Below are 18,634 nucleotides of genomic sequence, written 5' to 3' on the forward strand. Positions count from 1 at the left end.
ACACCTTCTCGCACAGCGCATCGCCGTGGATCGCGCCCCAGCCCTGATCGAGTTTCATGAGCCAGCCGATTTCCTACGCCCCCGCCCGCGCGCCGCTGCCCGACCACGAGCAGAAGCAGGCCGCACTGAGCTATCTTAACGAGGCCTGGGCCGAGGCGCGCCATGACGGCGTCGACGGCGACTGCCTGGCGCAGGCGAGCCTGTTCGCCGCCTTTGCCGAGCTCGTCGGCACTTATGGCGAGGACGCGGTCGCCAAGTTCGTCGAGGGCTTTCCCGGCCGCATCCGCAATGGCGAATTCTCGGTCACGATCGCAAGACAGTAGCCTTTCGCGAAAATGACCCCGCCACGCGGGCGGGGCCAGTCAACGGATGAATGACTTTGCGAAAGGCGTCGCGAAGTCTGCAGGGTTTATCGCACGGAAGCCGCGCCCTCCCGACAAGCATTCGTCTCGCAATGGCCGGGAGATGTTCCTGCCAGGGTCGGGAATTCCCTCCCTCCCCTCACGGCTCAACCTTGAGCGTCGCTTTCATGTTGGGATGATAGCGGCAGTAATACTCGATCGTTCCCGCCTTCTTCAGAACGGACGTTACTGATTTCTTCGGCGGCAGCGTCACGTCGAAATCGCCGTTTTTCGCGGTAGCGGTATGGGCGAAGACATCCTTGTTGATCCAGGTGACGCTATCGCCCACCTTGGCCGATATTTCGGCCGGTGAGATCACGAGGTTGTCCATCGTGATCTCGATCGTCGCGGCGCGCGCCGGAACGACCATTGCCGCAAGGACGAGTGCTGCGGCGACCGGCAATCGTCGCTCCGGCATCATGGCCTCTCTCCTATTTCAGCTCGGCCGCGACGTGCTCGGCGTGCTGCTGATGACCCTGGAAGATCTTCAGGCCGGTCTGCAGCAGGCTTTTCAGCTCTGCATTGCTGGCGGACGGAATGAGCTGGGTCTCCAGCGCGCCGTTGACCTGCTTGTGGTAGGCGACCTCGTTGGCGACATAGGCCTTGTCGAACGCCGCGCCGCTCAGCTTGTCGAGCTCGGCCAGCTTGTCGCTCGCCTGCTTGGACAGCGCCTTGCTGGTATCGTTGTCTTCAGGCGTGACGTTCAGCTTCTTGACCAGCGCGAGCGCCTGCTTGTTGACGGCCTCGTGGTCGCGCAGCATGTCCGCGGCAAACGCCTTAACGTCCTTGCTTTTCGCCTTCTTCTGCGCCTGCTTGGCGGCGTTGATGTCGATCACGCCTGCGGTGTAGGCGATGTGGGCGATCTGCGGATCGGTAGGCTTGTCGGCTGCGCCGGCGCTTTGCAGCAGCGCCGGACTCGACAACAGAATGGCCGCGGCGATCGCCGCGCTCTGTCGGATGAACATGGCTCGATACTCCTGTGGTGCCGGACCTCGCCCGGCGCGTTGCTTCACAGGAATTGGATGGGAGTTTTGCGCGAACGTTCCCGAAAAATTACGAGCCGAGACCAAGGCGCCTGAGTACGGCTTCCGTCAGGCGCTCGCAGCGCTGTCCGGCGAACGGAAAGGCATCCATCACGACGGGGCCGATCTTCTTCTCGACGTTCTCGCGCAGCAGGGTGCGTGCACGATGCAAGCGCGTCTTCACGGTCTCGGGTTTGATGGCGAGCAGCTCGGCCGTCTCCTCCATGCTCATCCCCTCCATCACCCGTGCGATGAAGACCATTCTGAAAGCGTCGGGCAGTTCATCGACCGCGTGTTCGACGACGCGCTGGATCTCGCGTTGAGCCATGGATTTTTCCGGATCGGTTGCGGCGGACGAAAGGGGAAACTGGATGATCTGTGCTTCGAGCGTCGCCTCCGGCAGCGATTCCAGCTCGACTTGCGGCTTCCGACTGCGCAGGCGTCCGAGCGCCTCGTTGATCGCAATGCGCGACAACCAGGTCGACAGCCCGGCTTCACCGAGAAATCCATCGAGATGAGTGAAGGCGCGGATGTAGGCTTCCTGCACCACGTCCTCGCTCTCGCTATCGTTGCGCAAGATGCCGCGGGCGAGCCTGTAGAGCCTGCGGTTGTTGGCCTGCATGATCTCGCGCAGCGCGGCTGCGTCACGCCGCCGCGCGCGGTCGATCAGCTCGGCTTCCGATATCCTGACGCCGGCGGACGAGCCGGCTGAGGTCCGTGGCATGGCGGGTGCCTTGTCTCCATTGGTTCCGGACATTGGATGCCGGCCGAAGCCAAAGGTTCCCAGATTTCTTGTTAAGAAAGGGGCCTAATCCGTCTCGATCGGCAGTGCCGGATCCCTCGCCCATTCGCCCATCGAGGCGTCATAGAGCGTCAGCCTGTCGAAGCCGAGCTGCGTCAGCAGGAACAGGTCGATCGTGGCCGAAATGCCCCCGCCGCAATAGAGAATCACGTTCTTGTCGCGTGTGACACCCTGACCTGCAAATTTCGCTTCTGCGTCTGCAAGCGTCGTCAGCGTCTTGTCGGCGTTCACGAGCGTTGCGGCCGATACGTTGACGCTGCCGGGAATACGGCCGGGCCGGCCGTAGCGGCTCGGCTCGAGGCCGCGATGAAACTGCGGACCGAGCGCGTTGACGATGACGGTCGAGGGATCACCGAGCCGCGACTTCACCGCGGTCTTGTCGACGAAGAAGCCTTCGCGCGGCGTGGCCTTGAAAGTTGTGGCCGGATACCCCCGCGATGCGCCTGTCTCAATCGGCCGCCCCTCCTCCTTCCATTTGTCGAAGCCGCCGTCGAGCACACGGGCATCGACGCCGAGCGAGCGCAGCATCCACCAGAACCGCGTCGACCACATCATGGTGCCGATGCTGTAGAGCACGATCGTCTTGGACGCATCGAGACCATGGCGGCCGAAGGCGGCCTCCAGCTGCGTCACATCGGGCATCATGAAGAACTGCTGCGAGGAGGCGTCGGAGAACTCGCCCTGCAGGTCGAGAAAATCGGCGCCGGGGATGTGGCCCGCGGCAAACGTCTTGTCGCCGGGGACTGCGCGGTAGGGCACGGCGCTACCTTCGGGCGCCGGCTCGAGATAGGTCGTGCAGTCATAGAGACGGAGGTTTGGATCTTCGAGCATGGCGGCGAGCTGCTCGGTGGTGGTGAGGGCGGCTGGCTGGGACATCGGACTGCACTCCCGTTCGAGAAGAAGTGTAGACCCCTCTCCTCGTCATTGCGAGCGCAGTGAAGCAATCCAGACTGCCGCCGCGGAGGGGCTCTGGATTGCTTCGCTGCGCTCGCAATGACGCCTGGGGAAGCAGCGTGGCTCCCCAGCACAGCACCCCTACGCCTTCAGCGTCTCCAGGAACCGCACCGGCTCGCCTCGCGAGGCCGTCACCAGCTCACCCTGCCACATCACGCGCCGGCCGCGGATGAAGGTGCCGACCGGCCAGCCTGTCACGCGCACGCCGTCATAAGGTGTCCAGCCGGCCTTGGACGCCACCCATTTGTTGGTGATGGTCTCGCTGCGCTTGAGATCGACGATCGTGAAATCGGCATCGTAGCCGGCGGCAATGCGGCCCTTGCAGGCCATGTTGTAGAGGCGCGCGGGGCCTGCACTGGTGAGGTCGACGAAGCGCGCCAGCGAGAGCCGGCCGGCGTTGACATGATCGAGCATCAGCGGCACCAGCGTCTGCACGCCGGTCATGCCGGAGGGCGAAGCCGGATAGGTCTTCTGCTTTTCTTCCAGCGTATGCGGGGCGTGGTCGGAGCCGAGCACGTCGATGATGCCCTGCTCGATGCCGCGCCAGATCCCGGCGCGGTGATCGGCGCCGCGCACCGGCGGGTTCATCTGCGCCAGCGTGCCGAGCCGCTCGTAGCATTCGGGCGCAACCAGCGTCAGGTGATGCGGCGTCGCCTCGCAGGAGGCGACGTCCTTGTGGTCGCGCAGGAACTCGATCTCTTCCTTGGTCGAGATGTGCAGCACGTGGATGCGCTTTCCCGTCTCGTGCGCGAGCTTGACCAGCCGCTGCGTCGCCATCAATGCCGCGGTCTCGTCGCGCCAGACCGGATGCGAACGCGGATCGCCCTCGATGCGGAGCGACTTGCGCTCGTTGAGGCGATATTCGTCCTCGGCGTGGAACGCAGCGCGGCGGCGGATCACCTGGAAGATCCGGCGCAGGCTTTCGTCGTCCTCCACCAGCAGCGCGCCGGTCGAGGAGCCGATGAATACCTTGACGCCTGCGCAGCCCGGCGCGCGCTCGAGCACCGGCAGGTCCTGCACGTTCTCACGGGTGCCGCCGATGAAGAAGGCGAAATCGCAATGCATGCGATGATGGGCGCGCTTCACCTTGTCGGTGAAGGTGGCCTCCGTCACGGTCAGCGGCGAGGTGTTCGGCATCTCGAACACGGCGGTGACACCGCCCATCACGGCGCTGCGCGACCCGGTCTCGAGGTCTTCCTTCTGCTCCAGCCCGGGCTCACGGAAATGCACCTGGGTGTCCATCACGCCGGGCAGGATGTGCAGCCCCTTGCAGTCGATCACCTCGGCGGCGGAGCCTTGCGACAACGCGCCGATCTCGGCGATGCGGCCATTCGCGATGCCGATGTCTCGCTGGCCCTCGCCGTCCTGATTGACCACGGTGCCGCCTTTGAGGATCACGTCGAAACGCTGGGTCATGGCTAAAGGCCCCTCTCATCCCCAAGCGCAGGGCTCGAGGTCTTGTCGTTTATGCCTCGCGGGCTTACGTTCCGGAGCAACATGTCGCAAGAGATTTTCGCATGAAATCAGCGTTTCTTCCCGACCGGGGCGTGGTCAAGGTCGCGGGCGAGGATGCGCGCAACTTCCTCAACGGCCTGGTCACCACCGATCTCGACAGGCTGAAGCCGGGCCTGGGGCGATTCGGCGCGCTGCTGACGCCGCAGGGCAAGATCATCGTCGATTTCCTGATCACGGAAGTGCCCGCCGGCCACGGCGGCGGGTTCCTGATCGACTGCCCGAAGGCGCTGGCGGAAACCCTCGCCACCAAGCTGAAATTCTACAAGCTGCGCGCCAAGGTCACGGTGGAAATCCTCGATCTCGGCGTGCTCGCGGCCTGGGACGGCGAGCTCGCGACGCAGCCGGACCTCGCCTTCGCCGATCCGCGCAACAGCGAGCTCGGTTACCGCATCCTGGTCCCCGAGGATCTCAAGCAGAAGCTGTCCGACCTGATCGGCGCCGAGCTGGTCGATGCCGCCGAATACGAGGCGCACCGCATCGCGCTGGGCGTGCCGCGGGGTGGGCTCGACTTCATGTACAACGATGCGTTCCCGCACGAGACCAATATGGACCGTCTCGCCGGCGTCGATTTCGACAAGGGTTGCTATGTCGGTCAGGAGGTCGTCTCGCGCATGCAACATCGCGGCACCGCGCGCACCCGCAGCGTCAAGGTGCTGCTCGACGACTTCTCGCCGGAGGCCGGAGCCAGCGTCATGGCCGGCGACAAATCCGTCGGCACGATGGGCTCATCGGCCAAGGGAATGGGCATCGCGCTGGTGCGCATCGACCGCGTCGCCGAGGCGCTCGATGCCGGCCAGCCGCTCACCGCCGGCGGTCTGGCGTTGAAGCTCGCCGAACCCGAAATTGTCCGCATGCCTGCGAAGCAGCCCACCTTATGAGCCGAGCCCCTCGTCTGCATCCCGACGGAAAGACCCGTTGCCCGTGGCCGGGCGACGACCCGCTTTATGTCGCCTATCACGACACCGAGTGGGGCGTGCCGGAATATGACGACCGCGCGCTGTACGAGAAGCTGATCCTCGACGGTTTCCAGGCCGGCCTGTCCTGGATCACGATCCTGCGCAAGCGCGACAATTTTCGCAAAGCCTTCGACGATTTCCAGCCGGAGAAGATCGCACGCTACAATGCGAAGAAGGTCCATGCGTTGATGAACGATGCCGGCATCGTCCGCAACAAGGCCAAGATCGACGGCGCGATCCTCAGCGCCAGATCGTATCTCGATATCATGGAGAAAGGTCCGGGCTTCTCGAAGCTGCTGTGGGACTTCATGGACGGCAAGCCCAGGGTCAACCATTTCAAGACTAGCGCGAGCGTGCCGGCCTCGACGCCCTTGTCGGTGCAGATCTCGAAGGAGCTGTCCTCGCGCGGCTTCAAGTTCGTCGGCCCGACCATCGTCTATGCCTTCATGCAGGCGACCGGCATGGTCAACGACCATCTCGTCGACTGCCACTGCCACGCGATCTGCGGCAAGACGCAGCGCAAGCCGCGCCTCAAGGTCAAATGACAGCGAAGAAGACCGCGCGCGATGCGCCGTCCCGCGCCTGGCAGCGCATGCTGTCGGGCCGGCGGCTCGACCTGCTCGATCCCTCGCCGCTCGACGTCGAGATCGCCGACATCGCACACGGGCTGGCGCGCGTGGCGCGCTGGAACGGCCAGACCACCGGCGCGCACATCTTCTCGGTCGCCCAGCACACGCTGCTGGTGGAGATGGTGCTGCGGCACGAGATGCCGAATGTCGACCAGCGCTTGCGCCTCGCCGCGCTGCTGCACGATGCGCCGGAATATGTGATCGGCGACATGATCTCGCCGTTCAAGGCCGTGCTCGACGGCCATTACAAGGCGGTCGAGAAGCGCCTGCTTGGCGCCATTCATATCCGCTTCGGGCTGCCGCCGGTCCTACCGGCGGACATCACGCAAGCCATCAAGGCCGCCGATCGCGGCGCGGCCTTTCTGGAAGCGACCGAGCTTGCCGGCTTCAGCGAAAGCGAGGCGAGGCGCCTGTTCGGCAGGGATCCCGGCCTCGCCGACAGCGTCCGCCGCGACTATCTGACGCCCTGGACGGCGGCGCGAGCCGAGAAGCAGTTTCTGGAGCGGTTCGGCGCGGTGTTTGCGTAGGTGCCGCAGGATGGGCAAAAGCGCGCTTGCGCCGTGCCCACAGCCTTTCGCGTTTGCGACAAAGGTGGTGGGCACGCGTCGCTTTGCCCACCTTACGGCACCGGCTATAATCGCCGGCAAAAAAGGTCTGCCATGATCCACGTCTGTTCCCTCGCCGCCCTTCCCGAAACCGTTCGCCTCACCGGGGCGAGCCATGTGCTGACCGTGATGGCCAATGTCGAGCAGGTGGCGCGGCCGGTCTCGGTGCTGCCGGCCAACCATCTCAAGGTGTCGATGGACGACATCACCGAGGAGATGGACGGTTTTGTCGCGCCGTCCGAGACGCATATCGATCAGGTGCTGAATTTCGTGCGCGGCTGGGACCGCAGCGCGCCGCTGGTGGTGCATTGTTATGCCGGCATCAGCCGCTCCACGGCGAGCGCGTTTGCCGCGGTCTGCGCGCTCAATCCGAACCGTGACGAGCTCGAGATCGCCAGGAAGATTCGCGCGGCCTCGCCGATCGCCTCGCCGAACCGGCGCATCGTCAGCCTCGCCGACCGCGCCTTGGGGCGCAACGGTCGCATGTTGCGCGCGCTCGACGAGATCGGCCCGGGCGCGATGATGGTCGAGGGCCGCCCCTTCGTGATCGAACTCGAATGAGGCTGGAGGCGAATAGCAGCCGCGTGATTGCGCCCCCTCTCCCGCTTGCGGGAGAAGGTGTCTCCGCATCGGGAATCCTCCAGAGGAGAGAACCCTCACCCGCGCCTTCGGCGCGACCTCTCCCGCAAGCGGGAGAGGCGAAAGACGCGACGGCCGCATGAGCGAGACGCTGCTGACGCCGATCGAGATCGGCCTGACCGCGGCGATCGTCGCGATCGAGGGCCATGAGCCGCTGATCCTCACCGCGCGCGGCGATGACGGGCTTACCGGCCTGCCGTTCGGCCCGTTCGACGCTCTCGCGCACCGCACCTTCGAGATCGGCCTGCGCGCCTGGGTCGAGGAGCAGGCGGGCCTGCGGCTCGGCTATGTCGAGCAGCTCTACACCTTTGGCGATCGCGGCCGCCATGCCGAGGCCGGCGATACCGGCGCGCATATGGTGTCGATCGGTTATCTCGCGCTGACGCGCGCGGTGGACGGCGAGCTTGCGGCAAACGCGGCGAGCTTCGCGCCATGGTATCGCTTCTTCCCCTGGGAAGACTGGCGCGAGGAGCCGCCAGCGATCATTGCCCGCGACATCATTCCCGCGCTGAGCGAATGGGCCGCAGAGGAGACGCCGGAGACGGTCCGCGCGCTGCCGCGCAAGGATCGCGTGCGGTTCTATTTCGGCCTCGACGGAGCCGCCTGGGACGAGGAGCGCGTGCTCGACCGCTACGAGCTCCTGTACGAGGCCGGGCTGGTCGAGGAAGCGCGGCGTGACGGCCGCCCCGCGGCATTGGCCCGCAAGAGGCTTCCCCCGCTCGGCACCTCGATGCGGTTCGACCACCGCCGGATTCTCGCCACGGCGATCGCGCGGCTGCGGGCAAAACTGAAGTATCGTCCTGTCGTCTTTGAACTTTTGCCCCCCGAATTCACACTTACGGAACTGCAGCATACGGTGGAGGCGATCTCCGGCCGGCACCTGCACAAGCAGAACTTCCGCCGCCTGGTCGAAATGGAAGCTCTGGTCGAACCGACCGGGCTGATGTCGACACAGACGGGCGGACGGCCGGCAGCGCTCTACCGCTTCCGCCGCGAGGTGCTCCAGGAGCGGCCCGCGCCGGGCCTGCGCGTGCGCTCCCGGCGCTAGACTCTGAGATTGGTGCCGCGGGGCCCTGCCCGCCGGTTGCCTGGAGGATTCATGTTCGACGGCCCGTTCGACACCTTTGCGGTGATCATCGCGATCATCGCCTTCCTGATCGCGATCAAGGCGTCCAGCCAGGCCGCCGAGCTGCGCCGGCGACTGAACGCGCTCGAAGAGATGTTCTACGCGCAGCGGCCGGTCCAGCCGCCGCCGCTGCCCACGCTGGCGCAGGCTGAAGCGCCCGCAATACCGACCGCCGAGCCGCCGCCGCTTGCGCCTGAGACAGAGCCGGCGCCGTCTCCGCGCCTCACCGAAGAGCTTGCGCCGCCTCAGGCCGAAACCAGCCCGCAGGCCGATGCCCCGCCGCCGCTGCCCGCGTCCACTCCCGCGCCTGATATTCGAGAACCTGGCTTCGAGGAGCAGCTCGGCACGCGCTGGGTGGTGTGGATCGGCGGCCTCGCGCTCGCGCTCGGCGGCTTCTTCATGGTGCGCTACTCGATCGAGGCCGGCCTGCTCGGCCCCGGCGTGCGCGTGTTCCTGGGCGGCCTGTTCGCAGCGGCGCTGCTGGGGGCCGGCGAATGGACGCGGCGCAAGGAGAGCATCTCCAACATCGCGGCGCTGCCGATCGCCAACATCCCCGCGATCCTCACCGCGGCCGGCACCGCAGTGGCGTTCGCGACCATCTATGCCGCCTATGCGCTCTACGGCTTCCTCGTGCCTGCCACCGCCTTCGTGCTGCTCGGCATCGTAGCCATGTGCACGCTCGCCGCCGCGCTGCTGCATGGACCGGCGCTCGCAGGTCTCGGCGTCGTCGGCGCCTTCGTGACACCGGTCCTCGTCTCAAGCGACAAGCCCGACTATTGGTCGCTCTACATCTATCTTGCCGTGGTCACCGCCGCGAGTTTCGGCCTCGCCCGCATCCGGCTGTGGCGCTGGCTTGCGGTCACGACGATCGTCTTCGCCGTGCTCTGGCTGTTCCCGGGTCTTGACACCGAGCAGGTCGAGGTCGCGCCGGACGCCTTCCATGTCATCGCGGGCTTCGTGCTGGCCGCGCTCCTCGTCGTCTGCGGCTTCATGTTCGGACCCGGCATCGAAGACGGCGAGATCGAGCCGATCTCGTCGAGCTCGCTCGGCGCTTATCTGTTCGGCGCGATGCTGATCGTGCTGTCGAGTGCGCATGCCGATCTGGCGCTGATCGCGTTTGCGCTGCTGGTCGGCGCAACGCTGTTCGTCGCCTGGCGCGCGCCGGCAGCCACCGGCGCCATCGGCGCGGCTGCCGCCACCGTCTTCATCGTGTTCGCCGAATGGGCGGTGCGCGCCAATCCGGACATGCTGGTGCTGCCGGGTGGCGCGATGTCCGGCGTCGGGCCGACCGCAATCGACAGCTCCGTGACGCTGCATCTGGTGACGGCCGCGGTCTTCGCCGCCGGCTTCGGCATCGCAGGCTTCCTCGCGCAGGGCCGCTCGAACTCGGCGATCATCCCGGTGGTGTGGTCGGCGGCGGGCGTCGCGACGCCGATTGCGATCCTGGTTGCGCTCTATGCGCGCATCGCCCATCTCGACCGCTCGGTCCCGTTCGCGATCCTCGCCGTTCTGCTCGCCGCCGCCTTTGGTGCCGCGACCGAAGCCCTCACGCGCCGCGACACCCGGCCCGGCACCATGATCTCCACCGCGTTGTTCGCGACCGGCACGCTCGGTGCGCTGGCGCTGGCGCTGACCTTCGCCCTGGAGAAGGGCTGGCTCACGATCGCACTGGCGCTGATGTCGCTCGGCACTGCCTGGATCTCGCTGCAGCGGCCGATCCCGTTCCTACGCTGGCTCGCCGCCATCTTCGCGGGGCTCGTCACCGCGCGCATCGTCTATGATCCACGCATCGTCGGCGACGCCGTCGGCACCGCGCCGATCTTCAATTGGCTGCTCTGGGGCTACGGCCTGCCGGCGGCCTCGTTCTGGGGCGCGAGCCTCTTCCTGCGCCGCCGCGCCGACGATCCGCCGCTGCGCATGGTCGAGACCGCCGCGATCCTGTTCACGGCGCTGCTCGCCTTCATGGAGATCAGGCACTTTGCGACCGGCGGCCGCATGACCTCACCGCCGTCGCTGCTCGAGTTCGCCCTGCAAGTCTGTGTCACGCTCGCGATGGCGATCGCGCTGGAGCGCTTACGGCTGCGCAGCCACAGCATCGTGCACAATGCCGGCGCGGTCGTGCTCACGGCGGTCGGCGGGCTCATCAGTGTGCCGGGGCTCCTGATTCTGGAGAATCCGCTGCTGTTCTCCAGCGTCAATGTCGGCGGCCTCGTGTTCAACCTGCTGCTGCTCGGCTATGCGCTGCCGGCCGTGCTGATGCTGCTGCTCTCTTACGCCGTGGCGGGCCATCGTCCCGTCGCATATGCCAATACGATCGCGGGCGGCGCCCTGGTGTTCGCGCTCGCCTATGTGACGCTGGAGATCCGTCGCTTCTATCACGGCCCGGTCCTGCTCTACGGCGGAACGACGAGCGCCGAGCAATACACCTACTCGATCGGCTGGCTCGCGTTCGGGGTGATGCTGCTGGGCGTCGGCATCCTGGTCAATTCGGAGCGTGCGCGGCTGGCCTCGGCCGCCGTCATCGGGTTGACGATCCTGAAGGCCTTCGCCGTCGACGTCTGGACGTTGACGGGCGTCTATCGCGCGCTGTCGTTCATGTGCCTCGGCGGCGTGCTGGTCGCGATCGGCTGGCTCTACCAGCGCATCCTGTTCCGGCGGCAGGTCGCACCACCGCCGGTCGCCCCGCAGGCGGGCAGCTAGAGGAGATCGTCGGCGGGGTACTTCACCTCTCCCCAGCGGGGAGAGGTCGGATTGCGCAGCAATCCGGGTGAGGGGCAGCAGCGTTCAATAAGAGCGTAACCCCTCACCCGGATCGCATCTTCGATGCGCTCCGACCTCTCCCTACGGGAGAGGTGAACAACGACCGAGCGATGCCTCTAGGCCGCGCGGACGGACTGCAGGAACTGCGCGACCTCGACCTTGAGACGGGTGCTGTCGGTCGCCAGCGATTTCGCTGCCGAGAGCACTTCGCCCGAGGCAGAGCCTGTCTCGATCGCCCCGCGCCGCACGTCGGTGATGTTGGACGAGACCTCCTGGGTGCCGAGTGCGGCCTGCTGGACGTTGCGCGAAATCTCCTGCGTGGCCGCGCCCTGCTCCTCCACGGCGGCGGCGATGGCCGAGGACACCTCGGACAACCGCTCGATGGTACCGCCGATCTCCTGGATGGCGTTGACCGATTCCTGCGTCGCGGCCTGGATCCCCGCGACTTGCGCGCCGATCTCGCCGGTCGCCTTCGCGGTCTGCTCGGCCAGCGCCTTGACCTCGGAAGCGACGACGGCAAAGCCGCGGCCGGCTTCGCCGGCACGCGCCGCTTCGATGGTGGCATTGAGCGCCAGCAGGTTGGTCTGGCCCGCGATAGTGTTGATGAGCTCGACGACGTCGCCGATGCGGGAGGCCGCCTGCGACAGCGCGTTGACGCGGTCGTTGGTCCGCGCCGCCTGCTCGACGGCTTCCGCAGCCATCCGCGCCGAGTCCTGCACGCGGCGGCTGATCTCGGTGATGGAGGACGACAACTCCTCCGAGGCCGAGGCGACGGCCTGGACGTTGGTGGAGGCTTCCTCGGACGCGGCCGCAACGACGGTCGCGAGCTCCTGGCCGCGCTGCGCCGTGCCGCTCAGCGTGGCGGCGGAGGCCTCGAGCTCGGTCGAGGCCGACGACACGGTCTCGACGACCTCGCCGATCATGACCTCGAAATTGCGCGTGATGGCATCGACGCGGCGGCCGCGCTCGATCTTGGCTTCGGCATCGCGGGCGGCCGCCTCATCGGCGGCCTTCTTGGCGATCAGCGCCTCCTTGAAGATCTGGAGCGCATCCGCCATCGAGCCGATCTCGGTCTTCTCGCCGCGATGCGGCACCTCGGCCGAGAGGTCGCCTTCGCCGAGCGACTGCATCGGACGGATGATCGAGGCGATGCCACGCGACACGTCGCGCACGAGATAGTAGGCGGCGCCGATCGCGATCACGACGGCCGCAACGATGATGCCGACCAGCACGCGGAAGATGGTGGCGTAGCTGTCGGCCGCCTGCTTCGTTTCCAGCTCGGCGCCCTGATTGTTGAGCTCGATGCCCTTCTGGAGCAGGGGATCGGCGGCCTGGGCCATCTTCGCGACCTTGGTCTGCAGCAGCTCGTTGGCATCGGTCGGGAAGCGGCCGATGCTCTTGCGCGACAGCGCCATCGTCTCCTGCACGCCGTTCAGATATTCGGCCCACGCCTTGCTCCATTGTTCGTAGAGTGAGCGTTCCTCGGCGACCGTGATCAGCGGCTCGTAGACCTTGCGCGTCTTTTCGATCCGCTCACGCAAGCCTGCCAGCCGCTTCTCGGCTGCGTCCTTGCCCTCGGCCGTGTCCTGCATCAGATGCAAACGAAGCGCGACGCGCAGCTCGTTGATGTCGGCACGCATGGAGCCCAGCGCCCGCACGCTCGGCAGCCAGCTCTCGGCGATCTCGACGGTGTGGGCGTTGATGTTCTGCATGGTGCCGATCGCCATCACGCCGACACCGGCAAGCGAGAGCACGAGGACCGACAGCACGGTCAGCAGCTTGAACACGATTGACAACTTCGACATCACGCAAATCCCGATGAAACCTGCAACGCACGAGGCAGCCGCGCCGCAATCGTCAACGGACGACAGGGCGGGCTCATTCCAACAATGCTGGCTGGTTATTGTCCCGTAAGATTGCGCCCATCATTGCAAACAGGCGTTAACAGGATGCTACGTTGAATTACGGGCTTCGGCGCCGCCGCCTTTGCATGTTCCGCAACCATCTGTTGCAGTGCAGCCGATATCGCGCAACATCACACCACTACACCGCATCGCTCCACGTCGAACCAGATGGCAGCCGCTCAGGCCGCCCGTACCGTCTCCAGGAAGCGCGTGACCTCGGTCTTCAAGCGGTTGCTCTCCTGCGACAGCGACTGCGCGGCTGCATGCACCTGGGCCGAGGCGGCGCCGGTTTCGCCGGCGCCACGCTGGACATCGCCGATATTTGCCGAGACATCGGACGTGCCTATCGCGGCGTGCTGGATGTTGCGGGAAATTTCCTGCGTCGCGGCGCCCTGCTCCTCCACCGCCGCGGCGATGGTCGAGGAGATCTCCGCCATCCGTGCGATGGTGTCGCCGATCTCCTTGATGGCGCCGACGGAGTCTTCCGTCGCGGTCTGGATCGCGCCGATGTGCTGGCTGATCTCGCCGGTGGCTTTTGCGGTCTGCTCGGCAAGCGCCTTCACTTCGGTCGCGACCACCGCAAAACCCTTGCCGGCTTCGCCCGCCCGCGCCGCCTCGATCGTCGCGTTGAGCGCCAGAAGGTTGGTCTGCGCGGCGATGGTGTTGATCAGCTCGGCGACGTCGCCGATGCGCGAGGCGGCCTTCGTCAGTTCCGCGACGCGCGCATTGGTGCGCTCGGCCTGTCCGACAGCGACGTCGGCGACGCGGGCCGATTCCTGCACCTGACGGCTGATCTCCGAGACCGAAGAGGTCAGCTCCTCGCTCGCTGACGACACCGACTGCACGTTCGCAGAAGCCTCCTCGGAGGCTGCCGCAACGGCAGTGGCGAGGCTGTTGCCGCGCTCGGCGGCCTGCGTCAGTGTGTTGGAGGAGGCTTCGAGCTCGGTCGCCGCCGACGATACGGTCTCGATGATCTCGCCGACGGCGCCTTCGAAATCGTCGGCGAGGCGCTGCATGTCCGCCTTGCGCTGCTGCCGGACGCGCTCCTCCGCTTCGGCCTGCTGGGTGCGCAGCCGCTCGGCCTCCGCCATGTTGGTCTTGAAGACCGCAACCGCTCCGGCCATCTCGCCGATCTCATCCTTGCGGCCGAGGCCGGGGATCACGACGGAGGTGTCGCCATGTGCCAAGCCGGTCATCGACCGCACCATCGCGATCAGTGCGGTCGAGATCGAGCGGCCGATGAAGTAGGACACGCTCCCGACCAGCAGGACGGAGCATCCAAGCGCGACCCACATCCACAGCTTGATCGAGGCGCGCGTCGACACTTCGGCCGCCTGCGCCGCGACGTGGCGCTCAGTCACGTTCTTTTCGATGTCCTCGAGGACCGGTTCGATCGCCCGGAATTCCTTGGACATGGCCGAGCCATGCGCGGCGAGATCTTGCGCGCCGGCGGCCCAGGCCGCGAAGTCAACCTCGTATTTGGCGAGCTTCCTGCCGATATCGGCCTTGATTGCCGGGAGAACCGTCGATGCTTCGACTTGCCTGGAGAATTCCGCCGCGGTCTTCTTGAGCGCCTCCACGTATTTCTGGTCGCGGCGCAGCATGAAATCCTTCTCGTGACGACGCATCATCAGCATGCCGTTGGTGAGCCGGGGGTCGTCGATCTCCTTGAGCTTGGTCTCGATGTCGTGGACCGCGGTGCGTAGCGAACCCGACAGTCCCAGTGTTTCGTTCAGTCCAAGCTTGATTTCAGCCTGCTCGACGGCTGCAAATTCCTTCGCGTATCTCTCGAACCCGGCGCGGACCTGCGACACCTTCTCGCCAATTCCCGCGTATCCTGCCGCACGCGTTGCGCCGCCGAGGCTATCGAGATTGCGGATGATGTCGGACGCAAGTTCGGCGTGCCGTTTCGTATAGGCCTGATCGCGACGGAGCTGGAAATCCTTCTCGGCCCGGCGCGCTTCGAGCATCTGTTGGGAAATCCGTTGGTTCAGATCGGACATTCTGCGCGCGTCTTCCGCAGCACCGCGGGAGGTGTCCTGGGAGAGGCTGCCAATCTGGTAGATCGAGCCGAATGCGACGAGCCCGATGAGACCGAACAATCCGATCGCCATGACCTTGTGAGTGAGACGAATGGAAATACCGCTCATGGACTCGCTCCAGCAATCGAGACGCAATATGCGAAGGGCGACTCAGCACCCCAGAAATTGCGGCAATCATGACCGCATCGCTTTTCCGGAAAGTTAACCTCGCCTGCAGAGCCCGCTGCAGCGAATACGAACGCGCGAGACCGCCGCGCATTCGCGCGCGCCGGTTGAAATCCGAACTTCGGTGAGACGTCGCTGTCAGGCGGCTCGCACGGTGCCGAGGAACTTCTCGACCTCGAGCTTGAGACGATTGCTGTCACCCGACAGCATTTGCGCCGCGGACAACACCTGCGAGGACGCCGAACCGGTCTCGCTCGCGCCGCGCTGAACGTCGGTGATGTTGGACGACACCTGATGTGTGCCGGCCGCCGCCTGCTGCACGTTGCGGGAAATTTCCTGTGTCGCGGCGCCCTGCTCTTCCACCGCGGCTGCGATGGTTGAGGAAATCTCCGACAGCTTCTCGATAGTGTGGCTGATGTCCTTGATGGCGCCGACCGAATGCTCGGTCGCGGTCTGGATGCTGGCGATCTGCTGGCCGATCTCGCCGGTCGCTTTCGCGGTCTGCTCGGCGAGCGCCTTGACCTCGGACGCGACGACGGCAAAGCCGCGGCCCGCCTCGCCGGCGCGCGCAGCTTCGATGGTTGCATTGAGCGCCAGGAGATTGGTCTGGCCGGCGATGGTGTTGATCAGTTCGACGACGTCGCCGATCCGCGCTGCTGCTGCGGACAGCTCGCCCACACGATCGGTTGTGGTACGGGCCTGGTTTACCGCGTCGCCCGCGACACGGGCGGATTCCTGCACCTGGCGGCTGATCTCGCTGATCGATGACGACAGCTCCTCGGTGGCCGACGCCACCGACTGCACGTTGGTAGACGCCTCCTCGGAGGCGGCAGCAACCATCGTGGTGAGCTCCTGCCCACGCGCCGCAGTCGATGTCAGGGTCGACGCGGAGGCTTCCAGTTCGGTTGCCGCCGCCGATACGGTATCGACGATCTCGCCGATCGCGGCCTCGAAGCTGTTGGCCAGCTTGTGCATCTCGGCCTTGCGCTGCGCAGCCGCAAGCTGATCCTGCCTGATCTTGGCCTCGGCCTCTTCGCGCGCCTTTCGTTCGGACACGATCTTGAATTTCTCAACGGCCGCGGCAACACCGCCGACCTCGTCCTTGCGGCCGAGCCCGGGGAGCACCACGGAGAAGTCGCCGCCGGCGAGTTTGTCCATGGCGACCGTGAGCATCCGGATGGGTCGGGCGATCGTCACGAACGACGTCAGCCAGGAGCCGACGAGGACAAGCATGGCAAGTGCGCCAACCATGATCGCAACCTGCTCGCTCGATCTCATTTGGGCAGCGGACGCGGCATTCTTCTCTTCGGATTTGCGGCTCGCGTAGTCGGCGATTTGACCGATCAGGACATCGAGTTCGGCGGCAATCGGCAGGGTCACCTCGCGAGCGATGCGTATCGCATCCTCATTGAGCTTGGCGGCACGCGAGGCGCCATCTGCGCCACTCGCAGCCACTATCTCGCCGCGGACGCCAGCAATCTGCTGCGCCGCCTTGCCATAACTCGCCGCCAGCGCCCTCAACTTCTCCATGCGGGCGCGGTTCTCAGTCTCGTGAGATAGCCGCAGCATCCGATCGACCAACAAGCTGGTCGAGTTCTGCTGATTCTCCAAACTCTGGTTCGCCTTTTGGATATCGGCCGGGCTATTGGCGAGACGAAGGTCCCGTACGGCGAGCTGCATGCCGCGAACCGCGGCTTCGGCCTTCACCGCGTCGCGCGCGATCTGCTGCTGCGCAATCGCACTCTCCGTGATCTCGCGGACACTGACATTGCCGAGCATCTGGCTCGCGATCATGGCTGCGACCAGGAGCACCCCGAGTGCCGAAGCAATCGCCAGCTTGGTGCCGATCTTCAGATTCTGAACAAGGCTCAACATGGGCCGTTTCCCCCAAAGGAATGCGCGGTCGAGTCATTGTCGACTGCCCCTGAGCGTTGACTGCGCCCTTGCCCAAAAACTGAGCGCCTGACATTCCGATTTGGTTAACGACGTCACTCGCAGAAATACGCATTTGCTGCGCTAAATGATTGAAAGTGAAGGGAATCGATCTCGCCATAGTTGTAAATTGCAGCTAGAGGTCGGACCTAGGGTGTTCTGCACCCGACGGTCTCGCCGACAAGGCTGATCCGAAAAACCGGCTTCTTGTTCTCGTCGAGCAGCTCCATGCACCACTCGGCGTTCGGCTTCAGGCTCCGGGCGATGCCACCGAGCAGGTTGGCGCAGACCTCGGTCATCTCCGTCCAGGCGGCTGCGCGATCCTCAAACTCGTACGGCTGGTCGGCGGCGCCGGAATAGCGACCGGTACTGATGCGGAAAAAGTACAGCGACATCGTTGAACCCTTTTATCGGGCCGCGCCCCCCGGCCGTACGCAAACTGGAGCGCGAACAGCTACCAACGCATGAAAGCCGCCGTCCGTATGACTACGGCGCGGCGGCTTCGTGTTCGATGGACGTGTTCAACGACGAGATGCGCGGACTGTCCCGCGCTGCGGTCTCACTGGGTCGAGCGGCGCAGCTCCAGGGGCGCCTCGTTCTTGGCGGGCTCCGACTTGATCTCCGCCTTCACCGGCTCGAGCCGGCTGCTCTCGACTCGGGGCGTCTCGACCCGGGCGGCGACCTCGGTGTTCGCACCGATCGAGCCGGTATGCTCCACCCTGTGGATCGAGCGCGGCCGCGCCGCAGCGCGCGCCAACAGCATCTGGTTGCCGCCCTGGTGATGGAAGTCGCAATAGGCGAAACCCATGCCCGACACCGAGCCGCGGAAGCTGCGATCATCGGTCTTTTCCAGGTTGAAACAGGGTTCGAACGGAATGCCCTTGATCGAGGCACAGACGTTCTGGCCGCGGATCTGAAGCGTGTTGCCGGGCAGGCGGAGATGACGAACCGGGCCTGCGCCCGAGAACTGCACCGCACCGGCAGCCCCGAGATCGTCAAGGATGCGGCCTGCGCCGCGGGTGCCGTCGAAACAGGTGAAGGCGAACACTTTGCCGGCCACGAAGCGACGTGCCTCGTCGGCATTCATGCTTCCGGCAATGGCCGGCGCAAACGTTGCTGCCGCCGTGACAGCCCCCAACACAATACGCGCAAGCATGCTCAACTCCGAACCGACCCCCGCAG

At 65.6% G+C, this 18,634-nt stretch carries 17 protein-coding genes; 7 read left to right on the top strand and 10 right to left on the bottom strand.

Annotation, left to right across the window (positions count from 1 at the left end):
- Nucleotides 1-56: 56 nt before the first annotated feature.
- Nucleotides 57-323 (top strand): hypothetical protein, encoded by a 267-nt coding sequence (locus P6U31_RS27105; protein ID WP_128924187.1) that lies wholly within the window; start codon nucleotides 57-59, stop codon nucleotides 321-323.
- A gap of 178 nt (nucleotides 324-501) precedes the next feature.
- On the opposite strand, the gene P6U31_RS27110 is transcribed toward P6U31_RS27105, so the two are convergent.
- The 5 genes from P6U31_RS27110 to P6U31_RS27130 all read right to left on the bottom strand — a co-directional run bounded on the left by P6U31_RS27110 (nucleotide 502) and on the right by P6U31_RS27130 (nucleotide 4,595).
- Complete coding sequence (locus P6U31_RS27110) at nucleotides 502-822, bottom strand: cupredoxin domain-containing protein (RefSeq protein ID WP_407184807.1); 321 nt, start codon at nucleotides 820-822, stop codon at nucleotides 502-504.
- Nucleotides 823-832: 10 nt separating this feature from the next.
- On the bottom strand, nucleotides 833-1,366 hold the full coding sequence (locus tag P6U31_RS27115) for a DUF4142 domain-containing protein (protein ID WP_407184808.1): 534 nt from the start codon (nucleotides 1,364-1,366) through the stop codon (nucleotides 833-835).
- An 88-nt stretch (nucleotides 1,367-1,454) separates the two neighbouring features.
- Nucleotides 1,455-2,147: an RNA polymerase sigma factor gene (locus P6U31_RS27120; RefSeq protein ID WP_407184809.1), complete on the bottom strand. Its 693-nt coding sequence runs from the start codon at nucleotides 2,145-2,147 to the stop codon at nucleotides 1,455-1,457.
- Between the two features lie 84 nt (nucleotides 2,148-2,231).
- Entirely contained in the window at nucleotides 2,232-3,101 is an 870-nt protein-coding gene (locus tag P6U31_RS27125; RefSeq protein ID WP_407184811.1) for a sulfurtransferase, read from the bottom strand.
- A gap of 159 nt (nucleotides 3,102-3,260) precedes the next feature.
- Entirely contained in the window at nucleotides 3,261-4,595 is a 1,335-nt protein-coding gene (locus P6U31_RS27130) for a dihydroorotase (protein WP_407184812.1), read from the bottom strand.
- 101 nt (nucleotides 4,596-4,696) lie between these two features.
- Between P6U31_RS27130 and P6U31_RS27135 the strand changes: the two genes are divergently transcribed.
- From P6U31_RS27135 to P6U31_RS27160, 6 genes are all read left to right on the top strand, one after another.
- The gene (locus P6U31_RS27135; RefSeq protein WP_407184813.1) at nucleotides 4,697-5,572 is read left to right on the top strand and encodes a YgfZ/GcvT domain-containing protein; all 876 of its coding nucleotides are present in this window, start codon (nucleotides 4,697-4,699) and stop codon (nucleotides 5,570-5,572) included.
- Entirely contained in the window at nucleotides 5,569-6,195 is a 627-nt protein-coding gene (locus P6U31_RS27140) for a DNA-3-methyladenine glycosylase I (RefSeq protein WP_407184814.1), read from the top strand. Before P6U31_RS27135 ends, P6U31_RS27140 begins: the two co-directional genes overlap by 4 nt.
- Entirely contained in the window at nucleotides 6,192-6,806 is a 615-nt protein-coding gene (locus P6U31_RS27145; RefSeq protein WP_407184815.1) for a YfbR-like 5'-deoxynucleotidase, read from the top strand. Before P6U31_RS27140 ends, P6U31_RS27145 begins: the two co-directional genes overlap by 4 nt.
- Nucleotides 6,807-6,938: 132 nt before the next feature.
- Complete coding sequence (locus tag P6U31_RS27150) at nucleotides 6,939-7,445, top strand: tyrosine phosphatase family protein (RefSeq protein WP_407184816.1); 507 nt, start codon at nucleotides 6,939-6,941, stop codon at nucleotides 7,443-7,445.
- A gap of 157 nt (nucleotides 7,446-7,602) precedes the next feature.
- On the top strand, nucleotides 7,603-8,571 hold the full coding sequence (locus P6U31_RS27155; RefSeq protein ID WP_407184817.1) for an NUDIX hydrolase: 969 nt from the start codon (nucleotides 7,603-7,605) through the stop codon (nucleotides 8,569-8,571).
- Nucleotides 8,572-8,622: 51 nt separating this feature from the next.
- Nucleotides 8,623-11,349 carry a DUF2339 domain-containing protein gene (locus P6U31_RS27160; RefSeq protein WP_407184818.1) on the top strand — a complete coding sequence of 909 codons (2,727 nt, stop codon included), beginning with the start codon at nucleotides 8,623-8,625 and terminating at the stop codon, nucleotides 11,347-11,349.
- Between the two features lie 176 nt (nucleotides 11,350-11,525).
- Here the strand turns inward: P6U31_RS27160 and P6U31_RS27165 are convergent, their stop codons facing one another.
- The 5 genes from P6U31_RS27165 to P6U31_RS27185 all read right to left on the bottom strand — a co-directional run bounded on the left by P6U31_RS27165 (nucleotide 11,526) and on the right by P6U31_RS27185 (nucleotide 18,608).
- Nucleotides 11,526-13,214 (bottom strand): methyl-accepting chemotaxis protein, encoded by a 1,689-nt coding sequence (locus P6U31_RS27165; protein ID WP_407184819.1) that lies wholly within the window; start codon nucleotides 13,212-13,214, stop codon nucleotides 11,526-11,528.
- A 278-nt stretch (nucleotides 13,215-13,492) separates the two neighbouring features.
- Nucleotides 13,493-15,463 (bottom strand): methyl-accepting chemotaxis protein, encoded by a 1,971-nt coding sequence (locus P6U31_RS27170; RefSeq protein WP_407184820.1) that lies wholly within the window; start codon nucleotides 15,461-15,463, stop codon nucleotides 13,493-13,495.
- A gap of 195 nt (nucleotides 15,464-15,658) precedes the next feature.
- Nucleotides 15,659-17,395, bottom strand: a complete 1,737-nt coding sequence (locus P6U31_RS27175; RefSeq protein ID WP_407184821.1) for a methyl-accepting chemotaxis protein — start codon at nucleotides 17,393-17,395, stop codon at nucleotides 15,659-15,661.
- 206 nt (nucleotides 17,396-17,601) lie between these two features.
- Entirely contained in the window at nucleotides 17,602-17,847 is a 246-nt protein-coding gene (locus tag P6U31_RS27180; protein WP_407184822.1) for a DUF6894 family protein, read from the bottom strand.
- 164 nt (nucleotides 17,848-18,011) lie between these two features.
- A complete protein-coding gene (locus P6U31_RS27185; protein WP_407184823.1) occupies nucleotides 18,012-18,608 on the bottom strand; it encodes a hypothetical protein in 597 nt (198 codons plus the stop codon).
- Nucleotides 18,609-18,634 lie beyond the last annotated feature (26 nt).

Source organism: Bradyrhizobium centrosematis (genome assembly GCF_045571495.1).
Lineage (GTDB): Bacteria > Pseudomonadota > Alphaproteobacteria > Rhizobiales > Xanthobacteraceae > Bradyrhizobium > Bradyrhizobium centrosematis.